We start from the raw sequence: 16307 nt of genomic DNA on the forward strand, positions 1-16307 counted from the left end.
GAGCGCCGCGCTCGCCGAGCAGCGCGACGCCGTCGCCGCCGAGGCCGAGGCCGCCGGGCAGCAGGTGGCCGGCATGCCCGCCGAGCAGGAGGCCGCCGCGGCCGCCCGCCCCGCGGCGGCCGCCTCGGCGAGCCAGGCCGCGCCGTCGCGCGGCCCGGCCGCCTCCTCGTCCTCCTCGTCGTCGTCGTCCTCGTCGGGCTCGTCGTCGGGCTCGTCCTCGAGCCGCCCGTCGTCGGGCGGGTCGTCGAGCAGCAACCCGACGCCGCCGGCCACCACGACGGCCGGCGCGCCCTCCGGCTCGGCGGTGCAGACGGCCGTCGACGCGGCGCTGTCGCAGCGCGGCCTGCCCTACAGCTGGGGCGGTGGCGGCGCCAACGGCCCGTCCTACGGCATCCCGCCGGACACCCGGGTCTACGGCTTCGACTGCTCGGGGCTGACCGAGTACGCCTACGCCCAGGCCGGCATCCGGATCGGCGGCACCAGCCGCGACCAGTGGTGGCTCAACCGCGGCAAGACCGTCGCCCGGGCGGACCTGCGCGCCGGTGACCTGGTCTTCTGGGCCAACGGCAGCTCGTACCTGGACATCTACCACGTGGCGCTCTACATCGGCGACGGCAAGGTGGTGCAGGCGCCGCAGAGCGGCGACGTCGTCCGGGTGTCGTCGATGTGGTACGGCAGCGACTACTTCGGAGCCGTGCGGCCGACCGCCTGAGGGAGGACCTCGCTGCCCCGCCGCTCGCAGGCCCGCGGCGGGACCCTGCGGGGAGGCCACGGGGAGCGGACGGGGCGAGAGTTCGGGGCGTCGGGCAGCCACGGGGGGAGCTGCCCGACGCAGGGGCCACGCTAGCAGCAGGGGCCCCGGCGGGGCAGGGGGAAGACCCGGCGCGCCGCGGCCTTCGTCCTCCGATCGGCGCGTCGCCCGGCGCGTCGCGCGGAGCACCCCGGGACGGGCGCCCGGCGTGCCAGCGCGCACGGCGGTCGGACTCCCGGCCGCGTGTAGGACACTGGCTCGTGGGACGGGCGAGAGGCCCCGTCACCGGCCCCCGTGTCGCTCCCGTGACGCGTCCGGAGGCCGCGGACCGGCACGACAGGGAGCCCTGTGACCACCGCCGCCAGCACCCCGCTCGAGAAGCCCGCCGGCGCACCGGTCCCGCCCTCGGTGGACGCCGCGCTGCTGGAGCGCGCGCTGTTCGAGATCAAGCGGGTCATCGTCGGCCAGGACCGGCTGGTCGAGCGGATGCTGGTGGCCCTGCTCGCCCGCGGCCACGTGCTGCTCGAGGGCGTGCCCGGCGTCGCGAAGACCCTCGCCGTCGAGACGCTGGCCACCGTCGTCGGCGGGAAGTTCGCCCGCCTGCAGTTCACCCCCGACCTGGTGCCGGCCGACATCCTCGGCACCCGCATCTACAAGGCCGGGCAGGACGCCTTCGACACCGAGCTCGGCCCGGTGTTCGCCAACTTCGTCCTGACCGACGAGATCAACCGCGCGCCGGCGAAGGTGCAGTCGGCGCTGCTGGAGGTCATGGCCGAGCGGCAGGTCTCCATCGGCGGCGTCACCCACCCGCTGCCCGACCCGTTCCTCGTGCTGGCCACGCAGAACCCGATCGAGTCCGAGGGCGTCTACCCGCTGCCCGAGGCCCAGCGCGACCGCTTCCTCATGAAGGTGCTCGTCGACTACCCGACGCCGGAGGAGGAGCGCGAGATCATCTACCGGATGGGCGCGAACCCGCCGGTGCCCGAGACCGTCCTCGGCCCCGAGGACCTGCGCCGCATGCAGCGCACCGCCTCGCAGGTGTTCGTGCACCACGCGCTGGTCGACTACGTCGTCCGGCTCGTCGTCGCCACCCGGCAGCCGCGCGAGCACGGCATGGACGACGTCGCCTCGTGGGTCTCCTACGGCGCGAGCCCGCGCGCCTCGCTCGGCCTGATCGCCGCCAGCCGGGCGCTGGCGCTGGTCCGCGGCCGCGACTACGTGCTGCCGCAGGACGTCCTCGACGTCACCACCGACGTGCTGCGCCACCGGCTGGTGCTGTCCTACGACGCGCTGGCCGACGGCGTGCCCGCCGACCACGTGGTCAAGCGGATCCTGCAGACGGTGCCGCTGCCCCAGGTCACCCCGCGGCAGCGCGCCGGCGGCTTCGGCCCGGCCGCGCCGGGCGGGCCGCAGGTGCCGCCGCCGGGGGCGCCGCAGTACGGCCCGCCGCCGGGCGGTCCGCAGGGCCCCTACGGGCCCGGCTTCCCGCCCGCCCCGCAGCCCCAGCCCGGCGGCCCGGCCCCCAACGGCCAGCCCCCGCAGGCCCGGACCGGCAACGGCCAGGCGCCCCAGGCTCCCGGCGGCAACGGGCACGTCCCGGGGACCCCGCAGGCGTGAGACTGCGGCGCGGCCGGGCGCGGACCGGGGAGGACCCGGCCGCGCCCGCCGACGAGCCCGACGCCGGCGCCCCTGCCGTCGCGACGGCCGACCCCGACGGCGACCTGCCGCACTTCGGCGAGGGCCCGGCCGACGTGCTGCTGCAGCGGCTGGAGCTCACCGTCCGCCGGCGCCTGGACGGGCTGCTGCAGGGCGACCACCTCGGTCTGGTGCCCGGCTCCGGCAGCGAGGCCGGCGACTCCCGGACCTACCACCCCGGCGACGACGTCCGGCGCATGGACTGGCCGGTGACCGCCCGCACGCAGGTGCCGCACGTCCGCGAGACGATCGCCGACCGCGAGCTGGAGACCTGGGCGGTGGTCGACCTCTCGGCCAGCCTCGACTTCGGCACCGGCAACTGCGACAAGCGGGACCTCGCGATCGCCGGGCTCGCCGCGGTCAGCCACCTCACGGTGCGCGGCGGCAACCGGCTCGGCGCCGTCGTCACCACCGGCGAGCGGGTCGACCGGTACCCGGCGCAGGCGGGGCGGCTGGCCGCCGACCGGCTGCTGCGCGCCGTCGTCGCCACCCCGCGGGCCACGACCGGCCGCCGCGGCGACCTGGCCGCCGCGCTGGAGACGCTGCGCCGCCCGCCGCGCCGCCGCGGGCTGGTGGTCGTCGTCTCCGACTTCCTCGGCGACCTGGACTGGGAGCGCCCGCTGCGGGGTCTGGGCGCCCGGCACGAGCTGCTGGCCATCGAGGTGGTCGACCCGCGCGAGCTGGAGCTGCCCGACGTCGGCCCGCTGACCGTCGTCGACCCGGAGACCGGGCAGACGCTCGAGGTGCCCACCGGCGACCCGCGCTTCCGCGCCCGCTTCGCCGAGGCCGCGGCCGAGCAGCGGCGGGCGATCGCCGCCTCGCTGCGCCGCGCCGGGGCCGGGCACCTGCAGCTGCGCACCGACCGCGACTGGGTGATGGACGTCGTCCGGTTCGTCGCCGACCGGCGGCGCGCCGGCAGCGGCGGGGCGTCCCGGTGAGCTCCCCCCGCACCACGAGAGAGGCCCGCCCGTGAGTTTCCAGTCACCGCTGTGGCTGATCGCGCTCGTCCCCGTCGTCGCGCTGGCGGTCCTCTACGTCGTCCGCCAGCTGCGCCGCCGGGTGTACGCGGCGCGGTTCTCCCAGACCGGGCTGGCGCAGAGCCTGCTGCCCAAGCGGGCCGGCTGGGTGCGGCACGTCGCGTTCGGCCTGACGCTGGCCGCGCTGCTGGGGCTGGTGCTGTCGCTGGCGCAGCCGAGCACCGAGGTCCGGGTGCCGCGGGAGACCGCGACCGTCGTCCTCGCGCTGGACGTCTCGCTGTCGATGCAGGCCGAGGACATCGAGCCCAGCCGGTTCGAGGCGATGAAGGACGCCGCCAGCGACTTCGTCGACATCCTCCCGGAGCGGATCAACCTGGGGCTGGTGTCGTTCTCCGGCACCGCCTCGACGCTGGTGGCACCGACCACCGACCGCGAGCAGGTGCGCGGCGCGATCCAGAACCTGGAGCTGTCGGAGGCGACGGCGATCGGCGAGGCGATCTTCACCTCGCTGACCACGATCACCACGTTCCAGTCGACGCTCGACGTCGAGGACCCCGAGCAGCTGCCGCCGGCGCGGATCCTGCTGCTGTCCGACGGCTACAACACCGTGGGCCGGGAGAACACGCAGGCCATCGCGGCGGCGCAGGCGGCCGAGGTGCCGGTGTCGACGATCGCGTTCGGCACCGACTACGGCTCGATCGAGATCGGCGGCGAGGTGACGCCGGTGCCGATCGACCGCGACGCGCTGCGGCAGATCGCCGACGAGACCGGCGGGCAGTACAACGAGGCGCGCAGCCGCGCCGAGCTCGAGGCGGTCTACGACGACCTCGGCAGCCAGATCGGCTACACCACCGAGCCGCGGGACGTCTCGTACTGGTTCGTCCGCGTCGCCACGCTGCTGCTGGCGTGCGGGCTGGGCCTCGCGGCCTGGCGCCTGCAGCGCCTCTTCTGACGGACCGGGCCGGGGAGGGCACCCTCCCCGGCCCGGGGCCCTACTCGGTCGGGTCGAGGACGAGCTTGCCGGCGGTGCGGCGGGACAGGATGTCCTGGTGCGCCTCGCGGACGGCGGTCAGCGGGTAGCGGCCGCCGCCGACCGGCTTGAGCGCCCCGTCGGCGGTGAGCTGGAGCAGCTCGGTCATGGCGTCGTCGAGCATGGCCGGGCGGCTGAAGCAGTGCGCCAGCCAGAAGCCGACGACCGCGCGGCTGGTGCCCATGAGCGACGGCGCCTGCACCGGCTTCGGCGGGCGGCGGCCGGCCATGCCGTAGGCCACGAGCCGGCCGAACGGCGCCAGCGCGGACAACGAGCCGTCGAAGACGTTGCCGCCGGTCATCTCCAGGACGACGTCGACCCGCTTGCCGCCGTTGGCCTCGCGCAGCGCGGCGGTGAACGTCTTCGGGTCGTCGTCGGCCAGCGCCGGGTCGACGGTGGCGTCGGCGCCGAGCTCCTCGGCCAGCGCGCGCTTCTCCGGGCTGGAGGCGGTCGCGACGACCCGCCCGGCGCCCCACCGCTTGGCCAGCTGGACGGCCAGCGAGCCGACCCCGCCGGCGCCGGCGATGACGACGACCGACTCGCCCGCGGCCAGGTGCGCGCTGGTGCGCAGCAGGTGCCAGGCGGTGGTGCCCTGCAGCACGAGGGCGAGGGCCTGCTCGTCGGTGACGGCGTCGGGCACCGGCCAGGTCAACCGCGGGTTGGCGACGACCTTCTCCGCGTAGCCGCCGCCGTCGAGCAGGCCGACGACGCGCTCGCCGCCGCCCACCGGCCGGCCGACGAACTCCGCGCCCGGGATCAGCGGCAGCGTCTGCGGGGCGAGGTAGCTGTCCTCGGTCTGGTGGGTGTCGGCGTAGTTCACGCCGGCCGCGCTCACCTCGTAGAGCTGCTGGCCGTCGCCGGGGACGGGGTCGGGGAGGTCGACGACGTCGAGGACCTCGGGGCCGCCGAAGCGGGTGATCTGCACGGCACGCATGCAGCTGAGGCTATGGCGTGGGCCCGGCCGACCGTGAACGGCGGCGGCCGGCCCCGGGAGCGCCCGGGCCTGCTCCGCCGGCCTACCTCCCCTCGGTGCGGGTAGGTGTCCGGCATGTCCGACTTCGAGATCACCGCCCTCGTCCTGGCCGAGCACGAGGTCTTCCGGCGGGAGTTCTCGGCGCTCGAGGACCTGTCCGGCCAGGAGCTCGCCGCGGCGTGGGAGGCCCTGCACGCCAAGCTCGAGGTCCACGCCGTCGCCGAGGAGCAGCTGTTCTACCCGCTGCTCGCGCAGGAGGCGGACGGCGAGCAGGAGACGGCGGAGGGCGTGCACGACCACAACGAGATCCGGCACGCCGCGGCCGCCGTCGGGGAGCACGAGGTCGGCAGCGAGGCCTGGTGGGAGGCGGTGCGCACCGCGCGGCAGGTCAACGCCGACCACATGGCCGAGGAGGAGACGGACTTCTTCCCCTCGTTCAAGGAGGCCGTCGACGACGAGCAGCGGGAGGCCCTCGGGATGCGCTGGCTGGCGTTCCACGACGAGCACGAGCAGGCCGAGGGGCTGTCCGGCGAGGACGCGGAATTGGCCGAGGTGGTCGCGACCGAGGTGCCGGAGGGTGATCCGTCCCTCTGAGCGCGCCGCTCCTCGTCCGGGCGGCCGGCTGTCCGGCCGGACCCCGGGTCGCGGATCCGGCGGCTGCTGGTCGGTGCGGACTCCTCGTCCCAGTGGCCACCGACCCGGGCGACCGCACCCCGGCTGTCGGCTGACCGTCTCCGTCGGGTCGCGTGGGCCGGAGCCGTGAGGTCAGCCGCAGGACAGCCGTCGGCGGGTCGTCGGCGTGGTCCGCGCCGGCCGCGCCCACCTCGTGGAGCTGCTGGCCCTCGCCGGGGACGGGGTCGGGGAGGTCGACGACGTCGAGGACCTCGGGGCCGCCGAAGCGGGTGATCCGCACGGCTCGCGTGCCCGTGAGGCCCGGGGCGTCCGCGGCCGGTCGTGCTGCCGGTGGGCGGCCGGCCCGCCGGGTGAGGCGGGCCGGCCGGGACCTCACGTCATCGAGCGGTCTGCGCCTCCCGGCGCGGGAGCACCCAGTCGGGCCGCACGTAGTGGCAGGTGTAGCCCCACGGGTACTTCTGCAGGTAGTCCTGGTGCTCCTCCTCGGCCTCCCAGAACGGGCCGGCCGGCGACACCTCCGTCACGACCTTCCCGGGCCACAGGCCCGAGGCGTCGACGTCGGCGATCGTGTCGAGGGCGACGCGTCGCTGCTCCTCGCTCGTGTAGAAGATCGCCGAGCGGTAGCTCCGGCCCACGTCGTTGCCCTGCCGGTCCACCGTCGTCGGGTCGTGGATCTGGAAGAAGAACTCCAGGAGCTCCCGGAACGAGATCACGTCGGGGTCGAAGACGATCTCGACCGCCTCGGCGTGGTCGCCGTGGTCGCGGTACGTGGCGTTCGGGGTGTCGCCGCCGGAGTACCCGACGCGGCTCGAGAGCACCCCCGGGCGCTTGCGCAGCAGGTCCTGCGCGCCCCAGAAGCAGCCGCCGGCGAGGATCGCGGTCTCGGTGGTCACGTGTGCCTCCCTCTGAGTCAGGCGGGAGGCTGAACACCGCGACCGGGGCTGGTCTTCCCACCGGCTCCCGTGGCCGGGAGCCGGTGGGGAGACCAGCCCGGAACGGCGACGGGGTCAGGAGCGGATGAACTCGAGCAGGTCGGCGTTGATCGTCTCGGCCTGCGTCGTCGGCATGCCGTGCGGGAAGCCGGCGTAGGTCTTCAGCGTCCCGTTCTGGAGGAGCTCCGCGGACCGCGGCCCCGAGTTCTCGTACGGGACGACCTGGTCGTCGTCGCCGTGCATCACGAGGACCGGCACCGTGATCTTGCGCAGGTCGTCGGTGAAGTCGGTCTGGGAGAAGGCGACGACGCCGTCGTGGTGGGCCTTCGCGCCGCCCATCATCCCCTGGCGCCACCAGTTGGCGATGATCGCCTCCGACGGTTCGGCGCCCGGCCGGTTGAACCCGTAGAACGGCCCCGACGGCAGGTCGCGGTAGAACCGGGACCGGTTGGTGGCGACCTGGGTCTGGATGTCGTCGAACACGCTCTTCGGCAGGCCGCCGGGGTTGGCGTCGGTCCGCACCATGAGCGGCGGCACCGCGCTGATCAGCACGGCCTTGGCGACGCGCTCCTCGCCGTGCCGGCCGAGGTAGCGCGCGACCTCGCCGCCGCCGGTCGAGTGGCCGACGTGCACCGCGTCGTGCAGGTCGAGGTGCGCCGTCAGCGCGGCCAGGTCGTCGGCGTAGTGGTCCATGTCGTGGCCGTCGCCGGTCTGGGTCGAGCGGCCGTGCCCGCGCCGGTCGTGCGCGATCACCCGGTAGCCCTGGGCCAGGAAGAACATCATCTGCGCGTCCCAGTCGTCGGCCGACAGCGGCCAGCCGTGGCTGAAGACGATCGGCTGACCGGAGCCCCAGTCCTTGTAGAAGATCTCGGTGCCGTCGTCGGTCGTGATCGTGCCCATGTCGTGCCTCCGTCGGTCTCGCGGGGGTGGCGGGTCCGCAGGTGGATCGCCCGGGTGCGACCTCATCCCAGCCGGAGTCGGTGGTCGGCGAGCGGCCGCGGTGGGGCGGTTCGGTGAACTCGGTGGTCGACGGGGCCGCGGCGTCGCCCGCTGCCACGGGCCCCGGGGTCAGGTCCTCCGGCCGCCACAGGGTCGTGGGCCCGCCCGCACGAGCGCAACCCCCGCGGCGCCGGAGCCGGCGCCCGGCGGGTCGACCGGTGCGCCGGTTCAGGTGACGGGCAGCGCGACCAGACGGGCGGCCAGCTCGGCGTTGCGGCGGAGGAACGGCGTCCACCCGGCCGGCGCGCGGGTCCCCGACGAGGCGTGGGCGCAGGGCTCCTGGTCCCAGCCGCGCACCCGACCACCCCGGATGCGCAGCCGCACGAGCACCTCGCCCGTCCAGCCGGTGACGTCGCCGTCGGCCTGCTCCCCGGGCGCGGTGACCCGCTGCGGCGCGACCACCCACTGCACGGCCTCGATCTCCTCCTGCAGCCGGGCCGCGGCCTCGTAGGCCTGCGCCGCGGCCGCGGCGTCCCGCCGGGCGCCCAGCGCCGCCAGCGCGGCGGCGACCGCTCCCGGCTCGCGGTCGAGCACGGCCGTCAGCGCGGCGGCGAGCTCCGGGAGGGAGGCGTCCTGCGCGCCCCGCAGCCGCGCCAGCTCCCGCTCGCCGGCGCTCCGGCCGGGGCCGGCGTGGGCGAGCGGGTACACGCGGGACAGCCCGGAGACGGCCGACCGCACCCTGCGGCGGCCGAGGTAGGGGCCGAAGTGGCGCACTCCCGGCCCGGGCCGGGCGTCGGAGACGACGTCGAGGCGCGGCGCGTCCGCCGAGGGGTCCAGCCGGATCCGCACGGGGACCTCCAGGCCCCCGGGGATCCGGTTCCACGGGGGCAGCGAGCGCTCGAGCAGGTTGCGCTCGGCCCACGCGGCCTCGTGCACGGAGTCGCAGACGAGCGCCTCGATCCGCGCGACCCGGCCCACCATCCGCCGCAGGTGGCGGCGGTCGCGCAGGTCGCCCCAGTAGGAGCCGACGCGGGAGCGCAGGTGCGTGGCCCGGCCGACGTAGAGGACGCGCCCGGCGCCGTCCCGGAAGCGGTACACGCCCGGAGCGGCCGGCAGCACGGCGACGGCGTCCGGTCGGGCGGGCACGCGCCCATGGTGCGCGCGCCGTCTCCGCGGGCGGCGGCGCCGCGCCCCACCCGCCCCGGCCGCCACACCCGTCACGCCGGAGTCCGCGTGCGGGGCGTGCGCCACCGGGCGCCGGGCGGTTGCGCCGCTGTGGTTGGCTCGACGGTCGGGAACGACCGAGGAGGCCCCCATCCCCGCTGACCGGATCCTGGAGGCGGCGACGCGGATCGCCGACCTGCTGCTCGACGTCCAGACGACGGTGAACGCGCAGATCGACGCCACGCTCGCCGACCTGCTGCCCGGCGTCCAGCGGCAGGTGGGCGTCTCGGCGGCGGACGGCGCGGACCTGTCCGGCCTGGTGAACGCGCGAATCACCGGCCTGAGCGTCGTCGTCACCCCCGCGGCGGTGGCCACCGTCGTCCCGCTGTCGCCGGAGTCGGCCGCGACGACCCGCGCCGCGCGGGCCGCGGTCACCGACGTCCTCACCGGCGCCGACGACCGCCTCGTCGTCATCGCCGGCCCCTGCTCGGTGCACGACCCCGCCGCCGCGCTGGAGTACGCCGCCTTCCTCGGCCGCATGCGGGCGCGGCACGGCGACGACCTCGAGATCCTCATGCGGACCTACACGGAGAAGCCGCGGACCGAGGTCGACTGGAAGGGCTTCGCCTACGACCCGTTCCTCGACGGGTCCAACCGGATCAGCGTCGGCCTGGTCGCCACCCGGATGCTCATGTGCCGCATCACCGGCATGGGCGTCCCCGTCGCCGCCGAGCCGCTCAACGCGCTCACGCCGCAGTACGTCAACGGGCTGGTCACCTACAACGGCGTCGGCGCGCGCAACGTCACCGACCAGACCGCCCGCGAGCGGGTGTCGGGCTTCTCGTCCGTGGTGGGCTTCAAGAACTCGCCCGAGGGGAGCGTCGACTCCGCCATCCAGGCCGTCGTCACCGCGCGCGCCCCGCACGAGTTCCTCGGCGTCGACCACCACGGGGTCTCGGCGCAGCTGTCGACCACCGGCAACGACACCGGCCACGTCATCCTGCGCGGCACCAAGGACGGCCCCAACTACTCGGCGGCGCACGTCGCCGAGGTGAAGCGGAAGCTCGCCGCGCGCGGGCTGCCGGAGGTGGTCGTCGTCGACGCCTCCCACGGCAACAGCCAGAAGGACCACCGCCGCCAGCCCGCGGTCGTGGGCGACCTGGCCGGGCAGGTCGCCGGCGGGGAGCGGGCGATCCGCGGCGTGATGATCGAGTCCAACCTCGCCGAGGGCCGGCAGGACCTCGACCGCGAGCACCCCGAGCGGCTCGAGTACGGCGTGAGCGTCACCGACGCCTGCGTCGACCCGGCGACGACGGAGGCCCTGCTGGCCGAGCTGGCCGCCGCCGTCCGGTCCCGCCGCGGCACCGCCTGACCGGGCGCGCGCCGAGGGGCCTGGCCGTCCCCGCCCCGGGCGGGCACCATCCCTGCCCACGGCGGGGCTCGCGGTCCTGCCCGGAGGACGGAGGTGGCCGGTGACCGCAGGGACCGTCGACCGGATCGGCGTCGTCGGCGCCGGGATCGTGGGCCTGGCGGTCGCCCGCCGGCTGGCCGAGCTCCGGCCCGACCTGCACGTCACGGTCGTGGACAAGGAGGACGACGTCGCCGTCCACCAGACCGGCCACAACAGCGGCGTGGTGCACGCCGGGCTGTACTACGCGCCCGGCTCGCTCAAGGCGCGGCTGTGCACCCGCGGCCGCGGCCTGCTGCGCGACTTCTGCGCCGAGCACGGCCTGGCCTACGACGAGTGCGGCAAGCTCGTCGTCGCCCGCCGCGACGACGAGCTGCCCGCCCTGGACGAGATCGAGCGGCGGGCCACCGCGAACGGGGTGCCCGGCCTGCGCCGGCTGTCCGCCGAGGGGCTGCGCGAGGTCGAGCCGGAGGCGGCCGGCGTCGCGGCGCTGCACTCGCCGCACACCGCGATCGTCGACTTCCGCGCCGTCGCCCGGGCCATGGCCGGCGACCTGCGGGACAAGGGCCACGACGTCCGGCTCGGCTTCGAGGTCACCGCGGTGCTGCCGCAGGTCGGCGGGGGAGTGGTGGTGTCCTCCGGCCGCGAGGCCTTCGCGGTCGACCGGCTGGTGGTCTGCGCCGGGCTGCAGAGCGACACGGTGTCCCGGCTGGCCGGGGACGACGCGGGGCCGGCGATCGTGCCGTTCCGCGGCGAGTACTTCCGGCTGGTGCCCGAGCGCGAGCACCTGGTCCGCGGGCTGATCTACCCGGTGCCCGACCCCCGGTACCCCTTCCTCGGCGTGCACTTCACCCGCCGGGTCGGCGGCGGGGTCGACGTCGGGCCCAACGCCGTCCTCGCGTTCGCCCGCGAGGGCTACCGGCGCCGCGACGTCCGGCCGGCCGAGCTGCTGCGGACGCTCACCTGGCCCGGCATGCGCCCGCTGGCCCGGCAGCACTGGCGCACGGGCGTGGCCGAGTTCCGCGGGTCGCTGTCCCGCCGGGTGTTCCTCGCCGCGGCCCGGGAGTTCGTGCCCGCGCTGACCGACGACGACGTGGTGCGCGCCCCCGCCGGCGTCCGCGCCCAGGCCGTCGACCGGGACGGCAGCCTGGTCGACGACTTCCGCGTCCACCGGCTCGGCCCGGTCGTCACCGTCCGCAACGCGCCCTCGCCGGCGGCCACCTCCTCGCTGGCGATCGGCGAGCACGTGGCCGAGCGGGTCCTCGCCGACGACGGGGACTGACCGGTCAGCCGCGGTCGCGCGGCACGGGAGGAGCGGCCGGCAGCAGGAAGCCCGCCGCGGCGACGGCCAGGCAGGTCGGGCAGAGCAGGGAGAGCCCGTCGTGCGGGCACGCGGACCGCCGGTTCGCCACCTCCAGCCGGTGCACCAGCCAGCGCGCCCACGCCCGCTCCCACCAGGACGGCACGACGCCGACCCTCAGCGCCCGGGACCGGTCACGGGCGCGGTCCCGGGCGGGCGGACCGGGCCGGCCGGGGACGGCGTCGCGGGGCTCCGCCCGGTGGGGGACGTGTCGGGCCGGCGAATGGGGGAGCGGGGCACGGCGCCTCCTCCGGCGCGACGTCGCCGGCGCGCCTCAGGCCGGTCGGTGCCCGCCGCGGGCCGCGGCGGGACGCCCCGGGAGTGCTCCGTGCCGGAACGCGAGGAGGACCCTCGGGCAGGCCCGGGGTGTTGTCAAGGTCACACCGCGCGCCGGTCGGCGGGGCCGGGCGGGCGACGCGCCCCCTCTCGCGCGACCCGCGGACCTCGACGGCGCGGGACGGACCGCTGTCCGATCCGGAACGTGGACCGCAGTCCGGGCGCCACCGCGGCGGCCGCGCGAGGCGCTGCCGCGCGCGGCCGCCGACGTCCCCGCCCGCCTCGCCGCCGGACGCGCACCGCAGGAACCGCCCGCCCGAGCAACGGAGAGCCGCCCGTGAGGATCTCGATCGACCCGTCGCTGTGCCAGGGGCACGGCCGCTGCTACGACCTCGCGCCGGACCTGTTCAGCGCCGACGACGAGGGCTACTCACCGAGAGCGCGGTCGGCCGGCAGGAGGAGAGCACGCGGGCGTTCTGCCACTCGCTGGTCGACGCCCTGGAGGGCCGGGACGTCGTCGACGCCGCCGCCGACCACGCGCAGCACATCCCGGTGCGGGTCATCGCCGACCTGCTCGGCTTCCCGCCGGAGGACGGCCCGCGGTTCCGGCAGTTCGTCGAGAACGCGCTCGAGGGCATCGACCTGCCGCCCGAGGAGCGCCTCGAGCGCAGCAGCTCCCTGTTCGAGTACCTGCTCGCGCAGATCCAGGACCACCTCGAGCACCCGCGCGAGGACCTCACCGCTCACCTGCTCGAGGTCGAGCTGTACGGCCGCCGGCTCGAGCCCGCGCACGTCGCCGGGACGATGGCGCTGCTGCTCATCGCCGGCATCGACACCACCTGGAGCGCGATCGGCGCCTCGCTGTGGCACCTCGCCGGCCACCCCGACGACCGGCGCCGGCTGGTCGCCGAGCCGGGCTGCGGCCCACCGCCGTCGAGGAGTTCCTCCGCGCCTACGCCCCGGTCACCATGGCGCCTGGTCGAGGAGGACGTGACCTGGCGCGGCGTGGAGATGCGGGCCGAGGACCGGTTGCTGCCGTCCTTCCCGGCGGCCAACCGCGACCCCGCGCGGTTCGAGCGGGCCGACGAGGTGGTCGTCGACCGGCAGGCCAACCGGCACGCCGCCTTCGGCCTGGGCATCCACCGCTGCGTCGGCTCGCACCTGGCGCGGACGGAGATGCGGGTGGCGCTCGACGTCTGGCTCGACCGGGTGCCCGAGTCCTCGCTGGCCGACCCGGCGGCGGTGCGCTGGTCCACCGGCCAGATCCGCGGCCGCCGCTCGCTGTCGCTGCGCGTCGGCTGAGGACCCGCCCGGCCCGCGGCGCCGCCGTCGCGGCTCAGACCTCGACGGCGGTGCCGCAGACGCCGCAGACCTCGAGCCGCCGGCGCCGCCAGCGGGCGACCGGCACGAAGAACACGCTCAGCTGGCGGAACTGCCGCACCCGCGCCCACCGGGTGGTGTTGCCGCACCGCGGGCAGGTGCGCACCTCCCCCGGGCCGAGGTCCTGCTGCCGCGTGCCGAACCCGAAGAGGAGGAACACCCGTCCAGCGTAGGTGGGGCCCGGGGCCGGGGAGCCGCGCCGACCCGGCCGTGGGACCGTGGAGGGATGGTCCGGGTCGGTCTGGTGCTGGGTGGCGGCGGCGTGGTGGGGCAGGCCTACCACGCGGGCGTGCTGGCGGTGCTGCAGCACGACGTCGGCTTCGACGCCCGCACCGCCGACGTCGTCGTCGGCACCTCCGCCGGGTCGATCACCGGCACCCTGCTGCGGGCCGGCGTCTCGCCGGAGGACCTCGCCGCGTGGACGGTCAGGGCGCCGCTGTCCGGCGACGACGACGTGCTGCGCACCATGGCCGAGACCGCCGTCCCCGAGCTCGCGCCGTTCCGCCCGCTCGACGTGCTCCGCCGGCCGATGCGCGTGCCCGGCCCGCACCTGGTCGCGCGGGCGCTGGCCCGCCCGTGGCGGTTCCGCCCGCTGACCGCCGGCATGACGCTGCTCGCCCCGGGCCGGCACGACATCGTGTCCCAGCTGGGGGCGCTGCGCGAGGTCGAGGGCCCGACGTGGCCCGATCGCGACCTGTGGATCACCGCCGTGCGCCGGCGGGACGGGCGCCGCGTCGTCTTCGGCCGGCCCGGGGCGCCGCCGGCGCCGGTGCACCTGGCGGTCGCCGCGTCCTGCGCGGTGCCCGGCTACTTCGCCCCCGTGCAGATCGGCCGGCACGCCTACGTCGACGGCGGGGTGCACTCCGCGACCAACGCCGCCGTGCTGCGCCGCGCCGGGGTGGACGTCGTCGTCGTGCTGGCGCCGATGAGCGGCTCGCCGGGCTGGCGCCAGGACTTCACCGCCGCCATGCGCCGGTACTCCCAGCGGCAGCTGGACCGGGAGGTGCGGGCCCTGCGCGCGGCCGGGATCCGGACCGTCGTGTTCACCCCCGGCGCGGCCGAGCAGGAGGTCATGGGCGCGGACCTCATGTCCGGCGAGCGCGTCCACGAGGTGCTCCAGCAGTCGTTCTTCCAGGCCGGCGTGCACGCCGCGACGCCCGGGGTGGCCGCGGTGCTGCGGGAGGCGTCCGACCGCGACCCGGTGTGACCTGCGCCCAGCGACTAGGTTCGGCACCTGACAACGTCGCCGGTGGCCAGGGGGTCGAGCGTGGGCAGGTCGGTGCTGGTGACCGGCGGCAACCGGGGGATCGGGCTGGCGATCGCCCGCTCCTTCGCCGAGCAGGGCGACTCGGTGGCGGTCACCCACCGCGGCAGCGGCGCCCCCGACGGGCTGTTCGGCGTGCAGTGCGACGTCACCGACGCCGCGGCCGTCGACCGGGCGTTCACCGAGGTCGAGGAGCAGCAGGGGCCGGTCGAGGTGCTGGTGAGCAACGCCGGCATCACCCGCGACGGGCTGCTCATGCGGATGAAGGAGGACGACTTCGCCGACGTCCTCGACGCCAACCTCACCGCCGCCTACCGGGTGGCCAAGCGCGCCTCGGCGAAGATGGTGCGCGCCCGGTTCGGCCGCATGGTGTTCGTCAGCTCCGTCGTCGGGCTGCTCGGCTCGGCCGGCCAGACCAACTACGCGGCGAGCAAGGCGGGCCTGGTGGGCCTGGCCCGCTCGATCGCCCGCGAGCTCGGCAGCCGCAACGTGACCGCGAACGTCGTCGCGCCCGGGTTCGTGCGCACCGACATGACCGCGGAGCTGCCGGAGAAGCGGCAGCAGGAGATCCTCGCGCAGGTGCCGCTGGGCCGGTACGCCGAGGCAGACGAGATTGCCGCCGTCGTCCGCTTCCTGGCGAGCGACGCGGCCGGATACGTCACCGGGGCGGTCGTCCCGGTCGACGGCGGACTGGGGATGGGGCACTGATGAGCGGCATTCTCGAGGGCAAGAAGGTCCTCGTCACCGGCGTGCTGACCGAGGCGTCGATCGCCTTCGCCACCGCGCGGATCGCGCAGGAGCAGGGCGCCACGGTCGTGCTGTCCAACTTCGGGCGCGCGCTGTCGCTGTGCCAGCGGATCGCCAAGCGGCTGCCGCAGGAGGCTCCGGTCGTCGAGCTCGACGTGACGGACACCGAGCACCTGGCCTCGCTCGCCGACCGGCTGCGCGAGGCCGGCTTCGACACCCTCGACGGCGTGGTGCACTCCATCGGCTTCGCGCCGCAGGAGGCCATGGGGGAGGGCTTCCCCGAGGTCGCCTGGGAGCACGCCGCGACGGCGTTCCAGGTGTCGTCGTGGTCCTACGCCTCGCTGACCCAGGCCTGCCGGCCGCTGCTGGCCGACCCGTCCTCGGTCGTCGGGCTCACCTTCGACGCCTCCGTCGCCTGGCCGGTCTACGGCTGGATGGGCGCGGCCAAGGCGGCGCTGGAGTCGGTCAGCCGCTACCTCGCCCGCGAGCTCGGGCCCGAGGGCGTGCGGTCCAACATCGTCGCCGCCGGCCCGCTGCGCAGCATGGCCATGAAGTCCATCCCCGGCAGCGCCCAGTTCGAGGAGGCCTGGGAGGGCCGCGCCCCGCTGGGCTGGTCGGTCACCGACACCGAGCCCGCCGGCAAGGCCGTCGTCGCCCTGCTGTCGGACTGGTTCCCCGCCACCACCGGCGAGATCGTGCACGTCGACGGCGGGTTCCACGCCGTGGGCGTGTGAACGGTCACAGAGCCACGCCGTGGGCGTCTGACCGCATCCGATCC

The 16307-nt window shown here is 76.1% G+C and carries 18 protein-coding genes; 12 read left to right on the top strand and 6 right to left on the bottom strand.

What is annotated here, in order from left to right; all coding sequences use genetic code 11:
- The 4 genes from ACFO3M_RS14075 to ACFO3M_RS14090 all read left to right on the top strand — a co-directional run.
- Positions 1–712, top strand: a 712-nt coding sequence (locus tag ACFO3M_RS14075; protein ID WP_387989715.1) for a C40 family peptidase, incomplete at its 5' end; no start/stop codon positions are given.
- Positions 713–1099: 387 nt separating this feature from the next.
- Positions 1100–2368, top strand: a complete 1269-nt coding sequence (locus ACFO3M_RS14080; protein ID WP_458167154.1) for an AAA family ATPase — start codon at positions 1100–1102, stop codon at positions 2366–2368.
- Positions 2365–3384 (top strand): DUF58 domain-containing protein, encoded by a 1020-nt coding sequence (locus tag ACFO3M_RS14085; protein ID WP_387989718.1) that lies wholly within the window; start codon positions 2365–2367, stop codon positions 3382–3384. The genes ACFO3M_RS14080 and ACFO3M_RS14085 overlap by 4 nt, the downstream gene beginning before the upstream one ends.
- 31 nt (positions 3385–3415) lie before the next feature.
- Positions 3416–4375: a VWA domain-containing protein gene (locus ACFO3M_RS14090; protein ID WP_387989721.1), complete on the top strand. Its 960-nt coding sequence runs from the start codon at positions 3416–3418 to the stop codon at positions 4373–4375.
- A gap of 40 nt (positions 4376–4415) precedes the next feature.
- Here ACFO3M_RS14090 and ACFO3M_RS14095 read toward each other — a convergent pair whose 3' ends face one another.
- Positions 4416–5387, bottom strand: a complete 972-nt coding sequence (locus ACFO3M_RS14095) for a quinone oxidoreductase family protein (protein WP_387989723.1) — start codon at positions 5385–5387, stop codon at positions 4416–4418.
- A 114-nt stretch (positions 5388–5501) separates the two neighbouring features.
- Between ACFO3M_RS14095 and ACFO3M_RS14100 the strand changes: the two genes are divergently transcribed.
- Positions 5502–6020, top strand: a complete 519-nt coding sequence (locus ACFO3M_RS14100) for a hemerythrin domain-containing protein (RefSeq protein WP_387989726.1) — start codon at positions 5502–5504, stop codon at positions 6018–6020.
- 416 nt (positions 6021–6436) lie between these two features.
- Here ACFO3M_RS14100 and msrA read toward each other — a convergent pair whose 3' ends face one another.
- The 3 genes from msrA to ACFO3M_RS14115 form a co-directional block, all read right to left on the bottom strand.
- The gene (gene msrA, locus ACFO3M_RS14105; protein ID WP_387989729.1) at positions 6437–6952 is read right to left on the bottom strand and encodes a peptide-methionine (S)-S-oxide reductase MsrA; all 516 of its coding nucleotides are present in this window, start codon (positions 6950–6952) and stop codon (positions 6437–6439) included.
- Positions 6953–7066: 114 nt separating this feature from the next.
- Positions 7067–7891, bottom strand: a complete 825-nt coding sequence (locus ACFO3M_RS14110; RefSeq protein WP_387989732.1) for an alpha/beta fold hydrolase — start codon at positions 7889–7891, stop codon at positions 7067–7069.
- 267 nt (positions 7892–8158) lie between these two features.
- The gene (locus ACFO3M_RS14115; RefSeq protein WP_387989735.1) at positions 8159–9076 is read right to left on the bottom strand and encodes a hypothetical protein; all 918 of its coding nucleotides are present in this window, start codon (positions 9074–9076) and stop codon (positions 8159–8161) included.
- Positions 9077–9209: 133 nt separating this feature from the next.
- On the opposite strand from ACFO3M_RS14115, the gene ACFO3M_RS14120 reads away from it, so the two are divergent.
- Both ACFO3M_RS14120 and lhgO read left to right on the top strand, forming a co-directional pair.
- Complete coding sequence (locus ACFO3M_RS14120; RefSeq protein ID WP_387989738.1) at positions 9210–10466, top strand: 3-deoxy-7-phosphoheptulonate synthase; 1257 nt, start codon at positions 9210–9212, stop codon at positions 10464–10466.
- A gap of 100 nt (positions 10467–10566) precedes the next feature.
- Positions 10567–11784 carry an L-2-hydroxyglutarate oxidase gene (lhgO, locus tag ACFO3M_RS14125; RefSeq protein WP_387989741.1) on the top strand — a complete coding sequence of 406 codons (1218 nt, stop codon included), beginning with the start codon at positions 10567–10569 and terminating at the stop codon, positions 11782–11784.
- A 4-nt stretch (positions 11785–11788) separates the two neighbouring features.
- Here lhgO and ACFO3M_RS14130 read toward each other — a convergent pair whose 3' ends face one another.
- Positions 11789–11968: a hypothetical protein gene (locus tag ACFO3M_RS14130; protein WP_387989744.1), complete on the bottom strand. Its 180-nt coding sequence runs from the start codon at positions 11966–11968 to the stop codon at positions 11789–11791.
- Between the two features lie 117 nt (positions 11969–12085).
- Between ACFO3M_RS14130 and ACFO3M_RS14135 the strand changes: the two genes are divergently transcribed.
- Positions 12086–13132 (top strand): ferredoxin, encoded by a 1047-nt coding sequence (locus ACFO3M_RS14135; protein WP_387990059.1) that lies wholly within the window; start codon positions 12086–12088, stop codon positions 13130–13132.
- A gap of 17 nt (positions 13133–13149) precedes the next feature.
- A complete protein-coding gene (locus tag ACFO3M_RS14140; RefSeq protein WP_387990062.1) occupies positions 13150–13440 on the top strand; it encodes a cytochrome P450 in 291 nt (96 codons plus the stop codon).
- 34 nt (positions 13441–13474) lie between these two features.
- Here ACFO3M_RS14140 and ACFO3M_RS14145 read toward each other — a convergent pair whose 3' ends face one another.
- On the bottom strand, positions 13475–13678 hold the full coding sequence (locus tag ACFO3M_RS14145) for a zinc-ribbon domain-containing protein (RefSeq protein WP_387989747.1): 204 nt from the start codon (positions 13676–13678) through the stop codon (positions 13475–13477).
- 66 nt (positions 13679–13744) lie between these two features.
- Between ACFO3M_RS14145 and ACFO3M_RS14150 the strand changes: the two genes are divergently transcribed.
- From ACFO3M_RS14150 to fabI, 3 genes are read left to right on the top strand one after another with little or no spacing between them, the layout of a single operon-like run.
- Positions 13745–14725: a patatin-like phospholipase family protein gene (locus ACFO3M_RS14150; protein WP_387989750.1), complete on the top strand. Its 981-nt coding sequence runs from the start codon at positions 13745–13747 to the stop codon at positions 14723–14725.
- Between the two features lie 60 nt (positions 14726–14785).
- Positions 14786–15490: a 3-oxoacyl-ACP reductase FabG gene (fabG, locus tag ACFO3M_RS14155; protein ID WP_387989753.1), complete on the top strand. Its 705-nt coding sequence runs from the start codon at positions 14786–14788 to the stop codon at positions 15488–15490.
- Positions 15490–16263 carry an enoyl-ACP reductase FabI gene (gene fabI, locus ACFO3M_RS14160; protein WP_387989756.1) on the top strand — a complete coding sequence of 258 codons (774 nt, stop codon included), beginning with the start codon at positions 15490–15492 and terminating at the stop codon, positions 16261–16263. Before fabG ends, fabI begins: the two co-directional genes overlap by 1 nt.
- Positions 16264–16307 lie beyond the last annotated feature (44 nt).

The sequence above is a fragment of the Geodermatophilus arenarius genome (genome assembly GCF_042654585.1).
Taxonomy (GTDB): Bacteria; Actinomycetota; Actinomycetes; order Mycobacteriales; family Geodermatophilaceae; genus Geodermatophilus; species Geodermatophilus arenarius.

Excerpts from the sequence above, each read along its gene's own strand:
- ACFO3M_RS14095 (WP_387989723.1), bottom strand. The coding sequence starts at position 5,387 with ATGCGTGCCGTGCAGATCACCCGCTTCGGCGGCCCCGAGGTCCTCGAC.
- ACFO3M_RS14100 (WP_387989726.1), top strand. The coding sequence starts at position 5,502 with ATGTCCGACTTCGAGATCACCGCCCTCGTCCTGGCCGAGCACGAGGTC.
- ACFO3M_RS14110 (WP_387989732.1), bottom strand. The coding sequence starts at position 7,891 with ATGGGCACGATCACGACCGACGACGGCACCGAGATCTTCTACAAGGAC.
- ACFO3M_RS14135 (WP_387990059.1), top strand. The coding sequence starts at position 12,086 with ATGGGGGAGCGGGGCACGGCGCCTCCTCCGGCGCGACGTCGCCGGCGC.
- ACFO3M_RS14140 (WP_387990062.1), top strand. The coding sequence starts at position 13,150 with ATGCGGGCCGAGGACCGGTTGCTGCCGTCCTTCCCGGCGGCCAACCGC.
- ACFO3M_RS14150 (WP_387989750.1), top strand. The coding sequence starts at position 13,745 with ATGGTCCGGGTCGGTCTGGTGCTGGGTGGCGGCGGCGTGGTGGGGCAG.
- fabI (WP_387989756.1), top strand. The coding sequence starts at position 15,490 with ATGAGCGGCATTCTCGAGGGCAAGAAGGTCCTCGTCACCGGCGTGCTG.